We start from the raw sequence: 16,873 nt of genomic DNA on the forward strand, positions 1-16,873 counted from the left end.
GGATGCTGGGCGGGGGGACCGGCCCGTCCGGCGACCGAGGTGCGGCCCCGGCCCCGGAAGGCCCCCTCTCAAGCCACGCCTGACCGGCGCCGATGAAAAGATCATGACGTCGACGCACCTCTCCCTCCGCGAGCCCGACGCCGTCCTCGGGCTGATCAACAGCCGGCGCGGCGTCGGGCACAGGCTCCGGCGCGGCGTCCTCTGTCTGCTGCCTGCCCTCGTCATCGCGGTTGCCGGGTTCCAGCGGCGCTGGATGTCCGACGACGGGCACATCTACGTCCGCACGGTCCGGCAGATCCTGGCCGGCAACGGCCCCGTCTTCAACGCGGGCGAACGCGCCGAGTCCTCCACCGGCACCCTCTGGCAGTGGCTCCTGGTGCTGGCGGGGCTGCCGGGGCTCGACATCGCGAGGGCCGCGATGTACGGCGGGCTGCTGCTGACCGCCGCGGGGTTCGCGTTCGCCTCGCTCGGGGCGATGCGGCTGTACGCGGACAGGGCGGCCCTCCCCCTCGGCTGCCTCGTCCTGCTCGCCCTGCCGCCGGTCTGGGACTTCGCCACCTCCGGCCTGGAGACCGGCCTCGCCACCTGCTGGATCGCGGGGGCCTGGCTGCTGCTCGTGACGCGGGCGCACTCGCCCGTCACGTGCGTGGTCCTCGGGCTCGGCCCGCTCGTACGGCCCGACCTGGCGCTCGTGTCCGCCGTCTTCCTCGGCGCGCAGTGGCTGCTGGCGCGGCCCTCGCGGCGGGCCGCGCTCGGCGGCCTCGGAGCCGCCCTCGCGCTGCCGGTCGCGTACGAGATCTTCCGGGTCGGGTATTACGGGCAGCTGATGCCGCTGCCCGGTGTGACCAAGGAGGCCTCGCAGAGCCTGTGGGGGCGCGGCTTCGACTACCTCGCGGACTTCGCGGACCCCTATCTGCTGTGGGTGCCCGGGCTGTTCCTGCTCGCGGCCCTGCTGCCCGCGCGGACGGTCCGGCGCGACGCCGCTTCCCTCGTCCCGGCGCTCGCGCCCGTCGTCGCGGGGCTCCTCTGCTGGGCCTACGTCATCAAGGTGGGCGGCGACTTCATGCACGGCCGGATGTTCCTGCCGGGGCTGCTCCTGATGCTCCTGCCGGTCTTCCTGGTGCCCCTCACGCGCGCGTGGACCATCGCGGCCGTGGGCGTCGGGATCTGGGCCGTGGTCTGCGCGAGCCTGCTGCGGATTCCGTACGAGGGGCGGATCGGGCCCGCCGGGGTGGCGGACGAACGCGGGGTGTACGTCCAGCAGAACGCGGCGGCCCATCCCCTGCACCACGACTTCGCGGGCTACCCGAGCAACGTCGCGTACGCACGTCTCGTACGCGAGGCCAGTCGCGAGGGCACGCCGAGCCTGTTTCTGGCCAGGACTCCCGCCGGCGCCAACTCCCCCGTCGTCACCGGCGTCTACAGCACGCTGGGCTTCAGCGGCACGGTGGTCCCGCTGGACGGCGCCGCGCTCGACCCGATCGGGCTCGCCTATCCGCTGGCCGCGCACTCCGAGCGCATCGACGGCAGGGTGGGCCACGACAAGCGGCTCCCGGACACCTGGATCTTCGCCGACCGTGGCCGCGGCCCCCTTCCCGAGGGCCTCGACCCGGCGGGGGTCGCCGCGGCCCGGCGGGCGCTCGACTGCGGTCCGCTGGCCGAACTGCGGGCGGCGACGCGGGATCCCCTGACGCCGGGCAGGTTCCTGCACAACATCACCGGCTCCTGGGAGCGCACCTCCTTCCGCTTCCCCAACGACCCGGTGCGGGCCGAACGGCAGCTCTGCGGCGGCTAGAAGCTCCTCGGAGGGGCCGCGCGGCGGCCGGATCACGCCGGTCCTGTGCGGCCCGTCGAACGTCGGATTCCGCCGCCCGCTCGGGTCTTGAATGTTGAGCGAACACGTCTGATGCTGGCGGTTCTTGTTGCCTTACGTTCGGAGTTGCAGCATGGGCGCACATCTGCCGAGCCGCCGGTCCTTCCTCGCCACCGGTACCGCCCTCGTGGGCTGGGCCGCCTTCTCGGCTCAGAAACAGGCCTTCGCGGCGGAGGCGAAGGCGGCGGACACCCCCGAGTGGAACGCCGATCCGCGCGTCTTCCAGGTCAACAGAGAAGCGGCGAGGCCCAGACTCGTCCCGTACGCCTCCACCGCGGACGCCCTGCGCGGCGAGCTCACCAAATCGCCGTACTACCGTTCGCTGAACGGAAGTTGGCGCTTCCACTGGTCGAGGAACCCGGAGCAGCGCCCCACCGGCTTCGAGGCCGACGACTACGACGTCAGCGGCTGGGACCACATCCCCGTGCCCTCCAACTGGGAGATCGAGGGCTATCCCGAGCCGATCTACCTCAACATCAGGTATCCGTGGGAGGGCTACGAGAAGCCCGACTTCCCCGACGTGCCCAAGGACTTCAACCCCGTCGGCTCCTACCGCCGCACCTTCACCGTCCCCGACGACTGGTCCGGACGGCGCACCCTGATCTCCTTCCAGGGTGTGAAGTCGGCCTTCTTCGTCTGGGTCAACGGCAAGAAGGTCGGCTACAGCGAGGACAGCTACACCCCGGCCGAGTTCGACATCAGCCCGTATCTGCGGCCCGGCGCCAACTCCCTCTCGGTGGAGGTCTACCGCTGGTCCGACGGCAGCTGGCTCGAGGACCAGGACATGATCGACCTGTCCGGGATCTTCCGGGACGTGTATCTGTACGCGATCCCCCTCGTGCATGTGCACGACGTCTTCGTACGGACGGACCTGGACGCGGCGTTCCGCGACGCGACGCTGTCCGTCACCACCGTCGTACGCGACCGGACCGGCGAGGCGCGCGCGGGCAGCCATCGCGTCACGGCCCGGCTGTACGACGCAGCCGGCCGCCCCGTGCCGGGCACCAAACTGAGCGGCGAGCCCGTCTTCGACAAGCCGCTCACCCTCAAGGCCGACGTCAGGGCTCCCGCCCTCTGGTCCGCCGAGGACCCGAATCTCTACACCCTCGTCGTCACCCTCACCGACGCCAAGGGCCGCACGACCGACATCCAGCGGACCCGCATCGGCTTCCGCCAGGTCGACTTCGGTCCCGGCAAGTGGACGGTCAACGGCAAGCACGTCATGTTCCACGGCACCAACCGGCACGAGTCGACCCCCGAGCACGGGCAGGCCGTACCGGAGTCGGTGATGGTCGAGGACGTGCTCCTGATGAAGCGGCACAACATCAACGCCGTCCGGACCTCGCACTATCCCAACCATCCGCGCTGGCTGGAGCTGTGCGACGAGTACGGCCTGTACGCCATCGACGAGACCAACCTGGAGACGCACGGGGTGCGCGACCGGCTGCCCGCCTCGCTGCCCGAGTGGACCGACGCCTGCGTGGACCGGATCCGCTCGATGGTCGAGCGCGACAAGAACCACGCCTGCGTGGTGGCCTGGTCGCTGGGCAACGAGGCCGGGAACGGCGACAACTTCAAGAAGATGGCGGACTGGGTCCGCGGCCGTGACGACTCACGGCCCGTGCACTACGAAGGCATGAACTCCGTCGCCGACGTGCACAGCGAGATGTACACGAAGCCCGCCGACGTCGAGAAGTACGGCAAGTCCGGCAACCCCATGCCGTTCATGCTCTGCGAGTACACGCACGCGATGGGCAACAGCAACGGAAACCTCCCCGAGTACTGGGAGATCTTCGAGAAGTACCCGAATCTGCACGGCGGTTTCGTCTGGGACTGGGTCGACCAGAACATCCGCCTCCCCATCCCCGGCGACCGCAGGCACAGCTATCTCTCGTACGGCGGCGACTGGCACCCCGGCTATCCGACGGACGGCAACTTCAGCTGCAACGGCCTGGTGGCGTCGACCCGTGCGCCCCACCCCGGCCTCATGGAGATCAAGAAGGTCTACCAGCCGCTGGCCGTGACGGCGGACGACCTCGGGGCGGGGACCGTCAAGATCCGCAACAAGCACCTCTTCAGCGGTCTGGACGCGTACGAGCTGCGCTGGAGCGTGACATGCGACGGCGAGCGGATCCAGCACGGCACGCTCCGGGCACCCGATGTGGCTCCCGGCACCTCCAAGGCCGTACACATCCCGTACAAGAAGCCGGGCCGTCTCGAGCCCGGCTCCGAGTACTGGCTCGACGTCACCTTCGCCCTGCGCCACAAGACCCGCTGGGCCCCGGCGGGCCACACCGTCGCCGCCGAGCAGCTCCCCCTGGACTGGCACGCCCCCGCACCCGCCGACCCGGCCCCCGGAACCCTGCCCGCCCTCGAACTCACCGAGAGCGGCAACGAGGTGAAGGTCACCGGGCGGGACGTCGAGGTCGTCCTGTCCAAGGAGACCGGCACCCTCGCCTCGTACAAGGTCAAGGGGAAGGCGCTGCTCGCGGGCGGCCCCGTGCCCAACTTCTGGCGCGGACCCACCGACAACGACATCGGCCGCAAGTTCCATGAGAAGGCGGCCACTTGGCGCGACGCGGGCGCCAAGGCGAAGGTCACGGAGGTCAAGGCCGCGCAGCCCGCGCCCGGTGAGGTCACCATCGAGGTGAGCTGCACGCTGCCGACCGCGCCACAGGAGTCTTCCTGGCACACGGTGTTCACGGTGCGCGGCGACGGCGAGGTGCGGGTCAGGCACACGCTGAAGGCGGCATCGGGCCTGCCCGACCTGCCCATGGTGGGCGCCCTGCTGACCGTGCCCGCCGGGTTCGAGCGGATCGACTGGTACGGGCGCGGGCCACACGAGAACTACCAGGACCGCAAGTCGGCGGCGTTCGTGGGACGTTACCGCTCCACGGTGGACGAGCAGGTCGCGCCGTACGTCAGGCCGCAGCAGACCGGCAACATGACGGACGTGCGGCGCTTCTCGCTCGCCGACCGCTCGGGCGGCGGACTGACCGTGCTCGCCGACCCGGGAGAGGGCGAGCCGCTCCTTGAGACCAGCGCGCTGCACCACTCGCCCGCCGATCTCGACGGGCCGCGGCACCCGCACGAGGTGAAGCGGCGCGACGAGACGGTGCTCGGGGTCAACCACCGGCAGATGGGGGTCGGCGGCAACGACTCCTGGGGTGCGCCGCCACTGGCCGCGTATCTGCTGCACTCGGGGCGCACGTACACGTACGCGTACCGGCTGAGGGCGCTCAGCCCGTCCTGATCTCGCCCTCGTCCTCTCCGCCGCCGCTGCCTTCGTACCCGCCGGTGAGGCGGTCCGCCTGGCGGACGGCGGTGGCGAGGTCGCGCAGGGCCTTGTCGCCGTCGCTGTCCGAGGACAACTCGTCGGCTGTTCCGGCGAGTTCGGAGAGCGAGGGCGCGCCGGGCAGGGGCTGCCAGGAGGTGGACCGGGAATCGGTGGAGGTGGACATCGGCTCCGGGGCGTCCTGCGTGGAGGTCCCGTGCCGCAGCGCGTCCGCGAAGTACGCGGCGACCGCGGTGGTGCGCAGCCCGTCGTCGGCGTTCCGCAGCCCGCCGTCCAGGTCGTCGGACTCGATCTGGTTCGACTTCTCGTGCGGGGCACGGCTGTCGGGGTCGAGCCAGCGGACGTTCGCCGTCGCCACGTGCCCGCTCGCGCCGGGCCTCATCCGTACGGCATACAGCGCGGTCACGGTGTGGCCCGGCCCGACCTCGCCGCCGTCCACCCTGTCGTCGCGGAAGTCGTCGTCGGCGACCGCGCGGTTGTCGTAGCCGATCAGCCGGAACTGTTTGACGGTCCGCGGGTCGAACGCGACCTGTGCCTTCGCGTCGCGGGCCCGCAGTTCGATGTTGGCCGGGAGTTGCTCGCAGAAGACCTTGCGGGCCTCCTCGCTGTCCGACACGTAGGTGGTGTGGCCGTCGCCCTTGTCGGCGAGGCGTTCCATCAGGGCGTCCCCGTAGTCGCTGCCGACGCCGACCCCGAAGAGGGTGATGCCGTGTTCACGGCGGGCATCGGAGATGCGCTCCAGGATGCCGTCGGCGCTGGTCTCACCGGTGTTGGCGAGGGCGTCGGAGAGGAGCACGACGCGGTTGGTGGCGCCGTCGTGCTTGCCGCCCACCGCGGTGTCGTAGCCCGTGCGGATGCCCGCCTCCAGGTTGGTGGACTGGGCCGGCTCCATGGCGTCGACCGCCGAGTGCACCTTGCCGCGGTGGTCACCGAGACGGGTCATGGGCAGCACCGTCCTGGCGCTGTCGCTGAAGGTGACGAGTGCGACGGAGTCGTCGTCGCGCAGCTTGTCGGTCATGATGCCGAGCGACTCCTTGACCAGGTCGAGGCGGCCGGGCTCCGCCATCGAACCGGACACGTCGATCACGAAGGTGAGGGCCGCGGGCGGGCGTTCGCCGTCCGATGCGTCGCCGCGGGTGGCGAGCCCCACCCGCATCAGGGACCAGTCGTCCTCGTCGGTGCGGGCGCCGTCCACGTTCACCGAGAAGCCGTCGCCGTCGGGGCGCGGGTAGTCCTGGCGGAAGCTGTTGACGAACTCCTCGGGGCGTACGGTCGCCGGGTCCGGGAGGCGTCCTTCGGCGAGGGTGCGGCGGGCGAAGCCGTACGAGGCGGTGTCCACGTCCAGGGCGAACGTGGAGAGGTAGTCCGGGGGCGGCGCGAAGTCCCGCTCCTTGCCGTCCTGTTGCTCGCCGGGGGTGGCAGCTTCGCCGCTGCCCGGCGACGCGGGGCCCGGCGCGGGCAGCGGCGCGGTGCCGCGCCGGTCCTTCCCGCTGCTGTCACTGGCCCGGTCCGTGTTCTGGCCGCCGGAACTGCACCCGGTGAGCAACAGCCCGCCCGCCACGCCCGCGGCGAGCAGCCCCCGCCGTACTTTCCAGGTCCGCATCCTGGCCCCCTCGCGTCGTCGGTTCACATGACTGTGACGCGCGGGGCACCGTGAACGCTCGCTCCAAACCGTTGCGGAAGAGTCTCGATGCGGGAACGGGCCCCTGGCCCTTGGGCGGGGTCTGTCACCGGCTTCGCCGCGTTCGTCCTCAAACGCCGGACGGGCTGAAACTTCCTAGGACACCACGTCCTTGCGCGCGAACCCCCTGAATGCCAGGGCGAAGAGCACCAAGGCGTATGTCACCGAGACCGCGGAGCCCTGGATCATTCCGCCCCATTCCATCCTGGGCTGGATCGCGTCCGCCCAGGCGAACTGCCAGTGCGCCGGCAGGAAATCGCGCCAGCTGCCCAGTGCCGTCACCGCGTCCAGGACGTTGCCGACGATGGTCAGGCCGACCGCGCCGCCCACCGCGCCCAGGGGCGCGTCGGTCTTCGTGGAGAGCCAGAACGCGAGGGCGGCGGTGACCAGTTGGGAGACGAAGATGTACACCACGACGATCACCAGGCGCTGCGCGGCCGTCCCGGCGGGCAGTGCGCCGCCGGTCGGGATCTGGAGCGGACCCCAGCCATAGGTCACCGTCCCCACCGCGAGGGCGATGAGGGGGAGCAGCACCATCGCCGCCGCGCTGAGGCCGAGCGCGACGGCCAGCTTCGACCAGAGCAGCCGGGCCCGTGGCACCGGGGCCGCGAGGAGATAGCGCAGGGAGGACCAGCTCGCCTCCGAGGCGACCGTGTCCCCGCAGAACAGCGCGACGGGGATGACGAGGAGGAAGCCCGCCGACACGAACAGGCACGTCGCCGCGAAGTTCGCGCCGGACGCCGTGGCCGTGTCCATCAGCGTCACCCGGCCGCTCCGGGACTCCGGCGAACCGGCGATGGTGAACGCGAGGACGAGGACGAAGGGCAGCAGGCCCATCACCCCGGCCATCACCAGGGTCCTGCGTCGCTTCAGCTGGCGGACCGCCTCGACCCGCAGCGGCAGCGTACGGCCGGGGCGGTATCCGGGGGCCGTGGCGCGTTCCGTGCCCGGCTCCGTGCGTGTGACTGGGGCTGGGGCGCTCATGCGGTGCCTCCGTCGATCAGGGTCAGGAACGCGTCTTCGAGGCGCCGGTGCGGGCCCATGGACTCCACCGGCAGCTCCAGGCGCACCAGTTCGGGCAGCAGCCGGGCTGCGCTCGCACCGTCCGTGCCGTCCAGGCGCACCAGGAGGCCGCCGTCCGCGCGGACCGCCGACGCGACGCCGGGCAGCGCGGCCACCTTGTCGACCAGCGGGTCGGAGATGTCGTCCGCGAGGCCCACCAGGAGCGTGTCGCCGGAGCCGACGATCTCGGAGACCGGGCCCGCCTGGATAAGGCGGCCGCGGTCCATGACCACCAGGTGGGTGCAGGACTGCTCGACCTCGGCGAGGAGATGGCTGGAGACGATGACCGTGCGGCCGCCCGCCGCGTACCGGATCATCACCTCGCGCATCTCGCGGATCTGCGGCGGGTCGAGGCCGTTCGTCGGCTCGTCGAGGATCAGCAGGTCCGGCATGCCGAGCATCGCCTGAGCGATCGCGAGCCGCTGCCGCATACCCTGGGAGTACGTCCGCACCGCGCGGGCCAGGGCGTCGCCGAGGCCGGCGATCTCCAGCGCCTCGTCCATGCGGGCGTCCTCTGCGGGGCGTCCCGTCGCCTTCCAGTACAGCTCCAGGTTCTCGCGGCCGGAGAGGTGCGGCAGGAAGCCCGCGCCCTCGACGAACGCGCCGACCCGGGAGAGGACCGGGGCGCCCGGCCGGATCGCCTGCCCGAAGACGCGGATCTCGCCCGCGTCGGGCCGGATCAGGCCCATGAGCATGCGCAGGGTGGTCGTCTTGCCCGCGCCGTTCGGGCCCAGGAGGCCGAGCACCTGCCCCTTCTCGACGCTGAAGGAGAGGTCACGGACGGCATAGCGGTCCGTCGACTTGGCGTACCGCTTGCTCAAGTCCTCGATCACCAGCGGTACTTCCGCGAGCGCCGGGTCCGGCGCGGGCGCCGAGGTCCGCCGCCGGGCGGTGACCAGGAGGAGCACCGCGATGACCGCTCCGGCCGCGGGGAGCCACCACACCCAGGCGGGCAGCGGGGCAGCGGCCGTCTTCACGCCGGGCGCCGTCGGGACCCTCAGGTCACCCTTCACGGACACCGCGTACGTGGCGGGCTTCGTGGGGGAGGCATAGCCGAGATCCGTCGAGGCGAGGACGAGCCGCAGCCGGTGGCCCTTCTGCAGGTCGTGGTCGACGGCGGGCAGGGTGAGGTCGACGTCCTTGCCGGCCTTCGTGCCCTCCACCCGGATCGGCGAGACGAGCTGCGAGGGCAGCACCTTCTGCCCGCCGCCGGGCCCCACGTCGTACACCTTCCCGAAGAGCACGGCGTCCTCGCTGGACGACTTGACGTGCACCCGCACCTTCGGCGATCCGGTGACCCGCAGGTCGTCCTTGAGCGGCGCCGACTGGAACGCGGCGTGCTGGCCGGGGAAGTCGAGGGAGACGCCGACGCCGAGCGAGGAGAGCTGGTTGAGCCCGCCACCGCCCGCGCCGGGGAGCGCGGAGATCGCGGGCGGCGACGCGCCCGCGGGGTTCTCGACGCGCTGCGGCTGGCGCCCGCTGAGCGCGATCTTCCGCTGCCCGCTCTCCAGGCCGGGGTACGTGTCGGCGCTCGCGCCCCGCAGCTGTGCCGAGCCGTTGGTGGAGTCCATGCCTCCGGTGCGGGTGACGCGGAACGCGGGGCCGGTGTCCGTGCTCTTGTCGTCCTTCAGATAGCGGTCGAACCACGACCCGACGCGTGACTCGACCCGCCCCGTCTCGCGGTCGCCGCCGTCATGGCCGCCGGAGATCCAGTCGACGGACACGGGCGCGTGATTGCCGCGGATCGCCTTGGCGATGGCATCGGACTGGCTCAGCGGGAAGAGGGAGTCGGTCTGGCCCTGGAAGAGCAGGGCGGGCACCTTGATGCGGTCGCCGACGGCCTGCGGGCTGCGCTCGGCGAGCAGCTTGCGTGCCGCCGCGTCCGGCTTCCCGGCCTCCGCCACGCGGTTGTACATCTCACAGAGCCGCTTCTCGAACCGCTCGCAGCCGCCGCCGGTGTTGATGAAGAGCCCGGCCCAGAGCTTCTTGAACACGCCGTTCGGGAAGAGGGCGTCGCTCAGGTTCCAGTACGTGATCTGGGGCGCTACGGCGTCCACCCGGTTGTCGTACCCGGCGGTGAGGAGGGAGATCGCGCCTCCGTACGAGGCGCCGGTCATGCCGACGCGGGGGTCGCCCTTCTTGTCCAGCTCCACCTCGGGCCGCTTGGCCAGCCAGTCGATGAGCCTGCGGGCGTCGGCGACCTCGCCCTTGGGGTCGTTCAGGCCGATCTTGCCGGTGGACTTGCCGAAGCCTCGGGCGGACCAGGTGAGGACCGCGTAGCCCTTTTCGGCCAGGTCCTCGGCCTGGGCGCGCAGGTCGTCCTTGCTGCCGCCGAAGCCGTGGCCTATGAGGACGGCGGGGCGCTTCTTGTCGGGGTCCCCCGCGGTGAAGTACGAGGTGTCGATCTTCGCGCCGCCCGTTGTGTCCACGCCGGGCATCTCCATGAGGCGGTCCTCACGGTGCACGGCGGGCCCGTCGTCCGATGCCGCCGCCGTCCACGTGCCCGCCCCCGCCAGAACGGCGAGGGCGGCCGCGGCGGCAAGCAGTCTGCGCCTGGGCAGTCGTAGATCCATGGTTCAACCGTACGGGCGACGTCCGACAACCGGGGCAGCCGGTGGTCTGAACCCGGTTGACTACTTGGGGAGTACGGGGGAAGGGCGGCGTACGACAGGCGCGGTACGGCACTGATCGCCGTGCGGGCCGGGGCTTCGGCCCGCACGGCGATCAGGGATGACCTCAGTGGTTGCGCGGGAAGCCCAGGTCCACGCCCTCCGGCGCGTCCGACGGGTCCGGCCAGCGGGTGGTGATGACCTTGCCGCGGGTGTAGAAGTGCGTCCCGTCATTTCCGTAGATGTGGTGATCTCCGAAGAGGGAGTCCTTCCAGCCACCGAAGGAGTGGTAGCCGACCGGCACGGGAATCGGGACGTTGACGCCCACCATGCCCGCCTCGATCTCCAGCTGGAAGCGGCGCGCGGCGCCCCCGTCACGCGTGAAGATCGCGGTGCCGTTGCCGAAGGGCGACGCGTTCATCAGCGCCACACCCTCCTCGTACGTGTCGACGCGAAGGACGCACAGCACGGGGCCGAAGATCTCGTCCTTGTACGCGGCGGCCGAGACCGGCACGCGGTCCAGGAGCGAGAGCCCGATCCAGTGGCCGTCCTCGAAGCCCTCGACCGTGTGGCCCGTGCCGTCGAGGACGACCTCGCAGCCCTCCGCCGCCGCGCCGGTGACGTACGAGGCGACCTTGTCGCGGTGGGCCGCGGTGATCAGCGGGCCCATCTCCGACGCCGGGTCGTTGCCGGGGCCGATCTTGATCTTCTCGGCCCGCTCCTTGATCTTCGCGACCAACTCGTCGCCGACCGAGCCGACCGCGACGACGGCCGAGATGGCCATGCAGCGCTCACCGGCGGAGCCGTACGCCGCCGAGACGGCAGCGTCGGCCGCCGCGTCGAGGTCGGCGTCCGGCAGGACCAGCATGTGGTTCTTGGCGCCGCCGAGGGCCTGGACGCGCTTGCCGTTGGCCGTCGCGGTGGTGTGGATGTAGCGGGCGATCGGGGTGGAGCCGACGAAGGAGACGGCCGCCACGTCCGGGTGCTCAAGGAGCGCGTCCACGGCCACCTTGTCGCCGTGCACGACGTTGAAGACGCCGTCCGGGAGGCCCGCCTCGGAGAGCAGCTCCGCGATCTTCATCGCGGCCGAGGGGTCCTTCTCCGAGGGCTTCAGGACGAAGGTGTTGCCGCACGCGATGGCCAGCGGGAACATCCACATCGGCACCATGGCCGGGAAGTTGAACGGCGTGATGCCCGCGACGACACCAAGGGGCTGGCGGATGGACGAGACGTCCACGCGCGAGGCGACCTCGGTCGACAGCTCGCCCTTGAGCTGGACCGTGATCCCACAGGCCAGGTCCACGATCTCCAGGCCGCGGGCGACCTCGCCGAGCGCGTCCGAGTGCACCTTGCCGTGCTCGGCGGTGATGAGCTCGGCGATCGCGTCACGGTTGGCGTCGAGCAGCGCGCGGAAGGCGAAGAGCACCGAGGTGCGCTTGGCGAGCGACGACTTGCCCCACGTGGCGTACGCCTCACGCGCGGAGGCGACGGCGGCGTCCACCTCCTCCACGGAGGCGAAGGCGACCTGCGTGGTGACGGCGCCGGTCGCCGGATCGGTCACCGGCCCGTACGTACCCGACGCGCCCTCGACGGTCTTCCCGCCGATCCAGTGATTGACGGTCTTCGTCATGACAAGCATCCCTACTCTCACAGGTGGCGGCGTCGGGCTGAGACGTGCCGGTCGTACTCTTTCCTGGCCTCGACCGCCGACGGTCGGTCCGCGGTCTCGGCCACGGGCACATCCCACCACGCCTGCGCCGGGGGTGGGGGCGACACTGTGTCTGCCGTTTCCGTCTCCACGTAGACACATGTGGGACCGTCGGCCGCCCGCGCCTCCGCAAGGGCATCCCGCAGGTCAGCCACTGTTTTGGCGCGAATCACACGCATCCCCAGCGAGGCCGCGTTGGCCGCGAGATCCACGGGCAGCGGGGCCCCGGTGTACGTCCCGTCCGAGGCCCGGAAGCGGTAGGCGGTGCCGAACCGCTCGCCTCCCACGGACTCGGAGAGCCCGCCGATGGACGCGTACCCGTGGTTCTGCAGGATCACGACCTTGACCGGAATGTTCTCCTGGACGGCCGTGACGATCTCGGTGGGCATCATCAGATACGTCCCGTCGCCCACCAGCGCCCAGACCGGCCGGTCCGGTACCGCGAGGGCCACCCCGATCGAGGCGGGGATCTCGTATCCCATGCAGGAGTAGCCGTACTCGACGTGGTACTGCCGGGGCGAGCGCGCCCTCCACAGCTTGTGGAGATCTCCGGGCAGGGACCCCGCCGCGTTGATGAGCACGTCTTCGTCCGTCACCAACGCGTCCAGCAGGCCGAGGACTTGGAGCTGGGTGGGCCGTACGTCCGGTTCGTCCGTCGCGTACGCCGCGTCGACCCGCTGCTCCCAGCGCACCTTGTCCTCGGTGTACTCGGCGACGTACGCGGGCGGCACGCGCCATCCCTCCAGGGCGCCGGTCAGACCCTCAAGTCCGGCGCGCGCGTCCGCGATCAGGGGTGTGCCCGCCATCTTGTGGCCGTCGAACGCCGTGATGTTGAGGTTCAGGAAGCGGACGCCGGGCTCGGTGAAGAGCGTGCCGGACGCGGTGGTGAAGTCGCTGTAGCGGGTGCCGACGCCGATCACCAGGTCGGCGGTGCGGGCCAGTTCGTCGGCCGTGGCGGTGCCCGTGTGCCCGATGCCACCGACGTCCGCCGGGTGGTCGAACCGCAGGGACCCCTTGCCCGCCTGGGTGGAGGCGACGGGGATGCCGGTCGCGTCCGCGAGGTCCCGCAGCGCCTCCTCGGCCGCGCTGTGGTGGACCCCGCCGCCCGCGACGATCAGCGGGCGCCGCGCCTCGCGCACGGCCCGCGCGGCGGCGGCCAGTTCACGCGGATCGGGTGCCTGACGGCGTACACCCCACACCCTCTCCGCGAAGAACTCCTCCGGCCAGTCGTACGCCTCCGCCTGCACGTCCTGCGGCAGCGCGAGCGTGACGGCTCCGGTGGCGGCCGGGTCGGTGAGCACGCGCATCGCGGCGAGCGCGGCCGGGATGAGGGCCTCGGGGCGGGTCACGCGGTCGAAGTACTTCGACACCGGGCGCAGGCAGTCGTTCACCGACACGTCGCCCGCGTACGGGACTTCGAGCTGCTGGAGCACCGGGTCGGCGGGGCGGGTCGCGAAGGTGTCGGCGGGCAGCAGGAGCACCGGGAGGTGGTTGACGGTCGCGAGCGCGGCGCCCGTGACGAGGTTGGTGGCGCCGGGGCCGATGGAGGTGGTGACGGCGTGCGTGGACAGGCGGCCCGACTGACGGGCGTAGCCGACGGCGGCGTGCACCATGGCCTGTTCGTTGCGGCCCTGGTGGAAGGGCATCTCGTCGCCGTACTCGACGAGGGCCTGGCCGATGCCCGCCACGTTCCCGTGCCCGAAGATGCCCCAGGTGGCGCCGATGAGCCGCTGCCGCTCGCCGTCGCGCTCGGTGAACTGCCGGGCGAGGAAGCGGACGAGGGCCTGCGCGGTGGTCAGCCTGATCGTCGAGGTCATCGATTTCCCTCCGCCGTCATCGGTATCCCTCCGTGTGATCGGGGTGGAAGCAGATCCGCCACTCCCGCTCGTCTCCGGGACCTGCCATCACGTTCAGGTAGTACATGCTGTGCCCCGGCTGGGCGATCGAGGGCCCGTGCCAGCCGTCGGGTACGAGCACGGCGTCCCCCGTGCGGACCTCGGCGAGGACGTCCGTACCGCCGGGGCGCGAGGGGAACACCCGCTGGTATCCGAAGCCGTCCTGCCCTCCCTGGCCGGCCTCGATCTCGAAGTAGTAGATCTCTTCGAGCTCGGCCTCGATGCCGGGGCGGTGCTCGTCGTGCTTGTGCGGCGGGTACGAGGACCAGTTGCCGCCGGGCGTGATCACCTCGACGGCGATGAGCCGGTCGCAGTCGAAGGCGTCGGCGGACGCGAAGTTGCGGACCTCGCGGGCGCAGGTGCCACTGCCGCGGTGCTCGACGGAAACCTCCGGCGCGGAGCCGTAGCGGGCGGGGAGTCGACGCTCGCACTTCGCTCCTGCCAGGGCGAAGCGGCCTCCCGCGCCGGAGGCGATCTGGATCTGGGCGTCACGAGGCACGTAGGCGAAGTCGCTCACTCCGCTGAACACACCCTGTCGGCCCAGCAGTTCAATGATCTCGCCTTCCGCGTGCACCGTACAGCCGCCGGTCAGGGGCAGCACGATCCATTCACTCTCCCCGGTCGCGAAGGAGTGTGCGGTGCCGGGTTCGATGTCGACCACGCGCAGCGCGGAATAGACCAGACCGGACCGCTTCGGGTCGAGTTCGAGGGCATAGGGGCCTTCGGCCGCGCTGCCCCTCGGTACGTACGTCATGTGGCCCTCCTACAGCAGTCCGACGGCGGTGTCGACAGCGCCCGCCACGTCACCGTCGGCCGGGTAGAGCAGCGTGCGCCCGGCGACGAGACCGTGCACGGTGGGCAGTTGGAGCGCCCCGCGCCACTTCTCGTACGCGGCATCGCTGTCGTCACCGAGGTCACCTCCGAGGAGGACGGCGGGCAGGGTCGAGGTCTCCATGACGCTTGCCATGTCGTCCGGATTCTCCGTCACGGGGACCTTCAGCCAGGTGTACGCCGATGTCCCGGCGAGCCCCGAGGCGATCGCGATGGACGTGGTGACGGCCCCGGCGCTCAGGTCGTTGCGCGGCGGCCCGCCGTCGGGGGCGCGGCGGCAGAGGAACGGCTCCACGAAGACGGGCAGTTTCCGGGCGGCCATGGCGTCGACGGCGCGGGCGCTGGAGTACAGGGTGGCCAGGGAGCCGGGGTCGTCGTGGTCCACCCGCAGCAGGAGTTTCCCGGCGTCGAAACCGAGCCGGTCGATGTCCTCGGCCCGGTACCCCGTGAACCGGTCGTCCAGCTCGAAGGAGGCTCCCGCGAGCCCGCCGCGGTTCATCGACCCCATGACGACCTTGCCGTCGAGGGCGCCGAGCAGCAGGAGGTCCTCGAGGATGTCGGCGGTGGCGAGCACGCCGTCCACGCGGGGCCGCGAGAGCGCCACGCAGAGCCGTTCGAGCAGGTCCCCGCGGTTGGCCATGGCCAACCGGTCCCCGCCGACGGAGAGGGCGCCCCGCGCGGGATGGTCGGCGGCGATGATCATCAGCCGTCCGCTGTCGCCGAGGAGCGGGCGCCGGACGCGCCGGACGGCGGCTTCGGCGATGGCCTCGGGGTGCCGGGCCCGGGTCCTGACGAGTTCGGCGAGGTCAATCATGGGTCACGGCTCCCGCGGCGAGCGCCGCGTCGACCTCGTCCGGGAACGGCATCGCGGACGAGCATTCGAGCCGGGAGGCGACGATCGCCCCCGCCGCGTTGGCGTACCGCATGATCCGCTCCAACTCCCAGCCGGAGAGCAGCCCGTGGCACAGCGCCCCGCCGAAGGCGTCCCCGGCGCCGAGGCCGTTGAGCACCGTCACGGGCAGTGGCGGCACCTCGGCGCGCTCGCCCGCGCGGTTCATCGCGAGGACCCCCTTGGGGCCCTGTTTGACGACGGCGAGTTCGACGCCGGCGTCCAGCAACGCGCGGGCCGCTGCCTCCGGTTCCCGTACGCCCGTGGCGATCTCGACCTCGTCGAGGTTGCCGACCGCGACGGTGGCCTGGGCGAGCGCCTGGGCGTAGAAGCCCCGCGCCTCGTCCGCCCGTTCCCAGAACATCGGCCGCCAGTCGAGGTCGAAGACGGTGAGCCCCGCCTTCGCCCGCCGGCGCAGTGCGGCCAGCGTCGCCGACCTGCTGGGCTCCGCGCAGAGCCCCGTACCCGTCATCCAGAACACCCGTGCGGACGCGATGGCGTCCAGGTCGAGCTCCTTCTCGTACATCTCGAGGTCGGGCGCCTTGGGCTGCCGGTAGAAGTAGAGCGGGAAGTCGTCAGGCGGGAAGACCTCGCAGAACGTCACCGGGGTCGGCAGGCCCGCGACCCCGCTCACCCACCGGTCGTCGACGCCGAACTCCCGCAGCTCGCGGTGCAGATAGTCCCCGAAGGGGTCCTCTCCGGTGCGTGTGACGACGGCGACCCGGCGGCCGAGCCGGGACGCGGCGACGGCGACGTTCGACGCCGAGCCGCCCAGGAACTTGCCGAAGGTGCTGACGTCGGCGAGACCCACCCCGGCCTGCAGGGGGTACAGATCCACCCCGATCCGGCCCATCGTGATCACGTCGTACGGATCGCTGGCGTCGTTCGGATCGGTCACCCTGTACTCCTCCTCGGCATCGCCCCCTTGAGTCCTCCCCTAGGTCTATGCCGCACCACGAACCCTGTCAACACATTGTCCTTACATTCGGACCACTCCTTGACACCGTTCCGCGGCGCCCTGAAAGCTGGC

General features: G+C 71.3%; 10 protein-coding genes. 2 read left to right on the forward strand and 8 right to left on the reverse strand.

Going from position 1 to position 16,873, the window contains the following annotated elements; all coding sequences use genetic code 11:
* The first annotated feature begins 103 nt into the window (after positions 1 to 103).
* Together AB0E78_RS24220 and AB0E78_RS24225 are read left to right on the forward strand one after the other, a co-directional pair.
* The gene (locus AB0E78_RS24220) at positions 104 to 1,795 is read left to right on the forward strand and encodes a hypothetical protein (protein WP_361836074.1); all 1,692 of its coding nucleotides are present in this window, start codon (positions 104 to 106) and stop codon (positions 1,793 to 1,795) included.
* A 151-nt stretch (positions 1,796 to 1,946) separates the two neighbouring features.
* Positions 1,947 to 5,126, forward strand: coding sequence for a glycoside hydrolase family 2 TIM barrel-domain containing protein (locus AB0E78_RS24225; RefSeq protein ID WP_361836077.1), 3,180 nt, complete (start codon positions 1,947 to 1,949; stop codon positions 5,124 to 5,126).
* Here the strand turns inward: AB0E78_RS24225 and AB0E78_RS24230 are convergent.
* The 8 genes from AB0E78_RS24230 to iolC form a co-directional block, all read right to left on the reverse strand.
* Positions 5,113 to 6,771: a von Willebrand factor type A domain-containing protein gene (locus tag AB0E78_RS24230; RefSeq protein ID WP_361836080.1), complete on the reverse strand. Its 1,659-nt coding sequence runs from the start codon at positions 6,769 to 6,771 to the stop codon at positions 5,113 to 5,115. The genes AB0E78_RS24225 and AB0E78_RS24230 overlap by 14 nt on opposite strands.
* A gap of 174 nt (positions 6,772 to 6,945) precedes the next feature.
* A complete protein-coding gene (locus AB0E78_RS24235; RefSeq protein WP_361836082.1) occupies positions 6,946 to 7,833 on the reverse strand; it encodes an ABC transporter permease in 888 nt (295 codons plus the stop codon).
* Entirely contained in the window at positions 7,830 to 10,484 is a 2,655-nt protein-coding gene (locus AB0E78_RS24240) for an alpha/beta fold hydrolase (protein ID WP_361836085.1), read from the reverse strand. Before AB0E78_RS24240 ends, AB0E78_RS24235 begins: the two co-directional genes overlap by 4 nt.
* Before the next feature lie 163 nt (positions 10,485 to 10,647).
* Positions 10,648 to 12,150 (reverse strand): CoA-acylating methylmalonate-semialdehyde dehydrogenase, encoded by a 1,503-nt coding sequence (gene mmsA / locus AB0E78_RS24245; RefSeq protein WP_361836087.1) that lies wholly within the window; start codon positions 12,148 to 12,150, stop codon positions 10,648 to 10,650.
* Positions 12,151 to 12,167: 17 nt separating this feature from the next.
* Positions 12,168 to 14,045, reverse strand: coding sequence for a 3D-(3,5/4)-trihydroxycyclohexane-1,2-dione acylhydrolase (decyclizing) (iolD, locus tag AB0E78_RS24250; RefSeq protein WP_361836090.1), 1,878 nt, complete (start codon positions 14,043 to 14,045; stop codon positions 12,168 to 12,170).
* Positions 14,046 to 14,061: 16 nt separating this feature from the next.
* Complete coding sequence (gene iolB / locus AB0E78_RS24255) at positions 14,062 to 14,877, reverse strand: 5-deoxy-glucuronate isomerase (protein ID WP_361836093.1); 816 nt, start codon at positions 14,875 to 14,877, stop codon at positions 14,062 to 14,064.
* A gap of 9 nt (positions 14,878 to 14,886) precedes the next feature.
* Complete coding sequence (locus AB0E78_RS24260; protein WP_361836096.1) at positions 14,887 to 15,768, reverse strand: deoxyribose-phosphate aldolase; 882 nt, start codon at positions 15,766 to 15,768, stop codon at positions 14,887 to 14,889.
* On the reverse strand, positions 15,761 to 16,741 hold the full coding sequence (gene iolC / locus AB0E78_RS24265; protein WP_361836099.1) for a 5-dehydro-2-deoxygluconokinase: 981 nt from the start codon (positions 16,739 to 16,741) through the stop codon (positions 15,761 to 15,763). Before iolC ends, AB0E78_RS24260 begins: the two co-directional genes overlap by 8 nt.
* Between the last annotated feature and the right edge of the window lie 132 nt (positions 16,742 to 16,873).

The organism is Streptomyces sp. NPDC032198 (assembly GCF_040636975.1).
Taxonomy (GTDB): Bacteria; Actinomycetota; Actinomycetes; order Streptomycetales; family Streptomycetaceae; genus Streptomyces.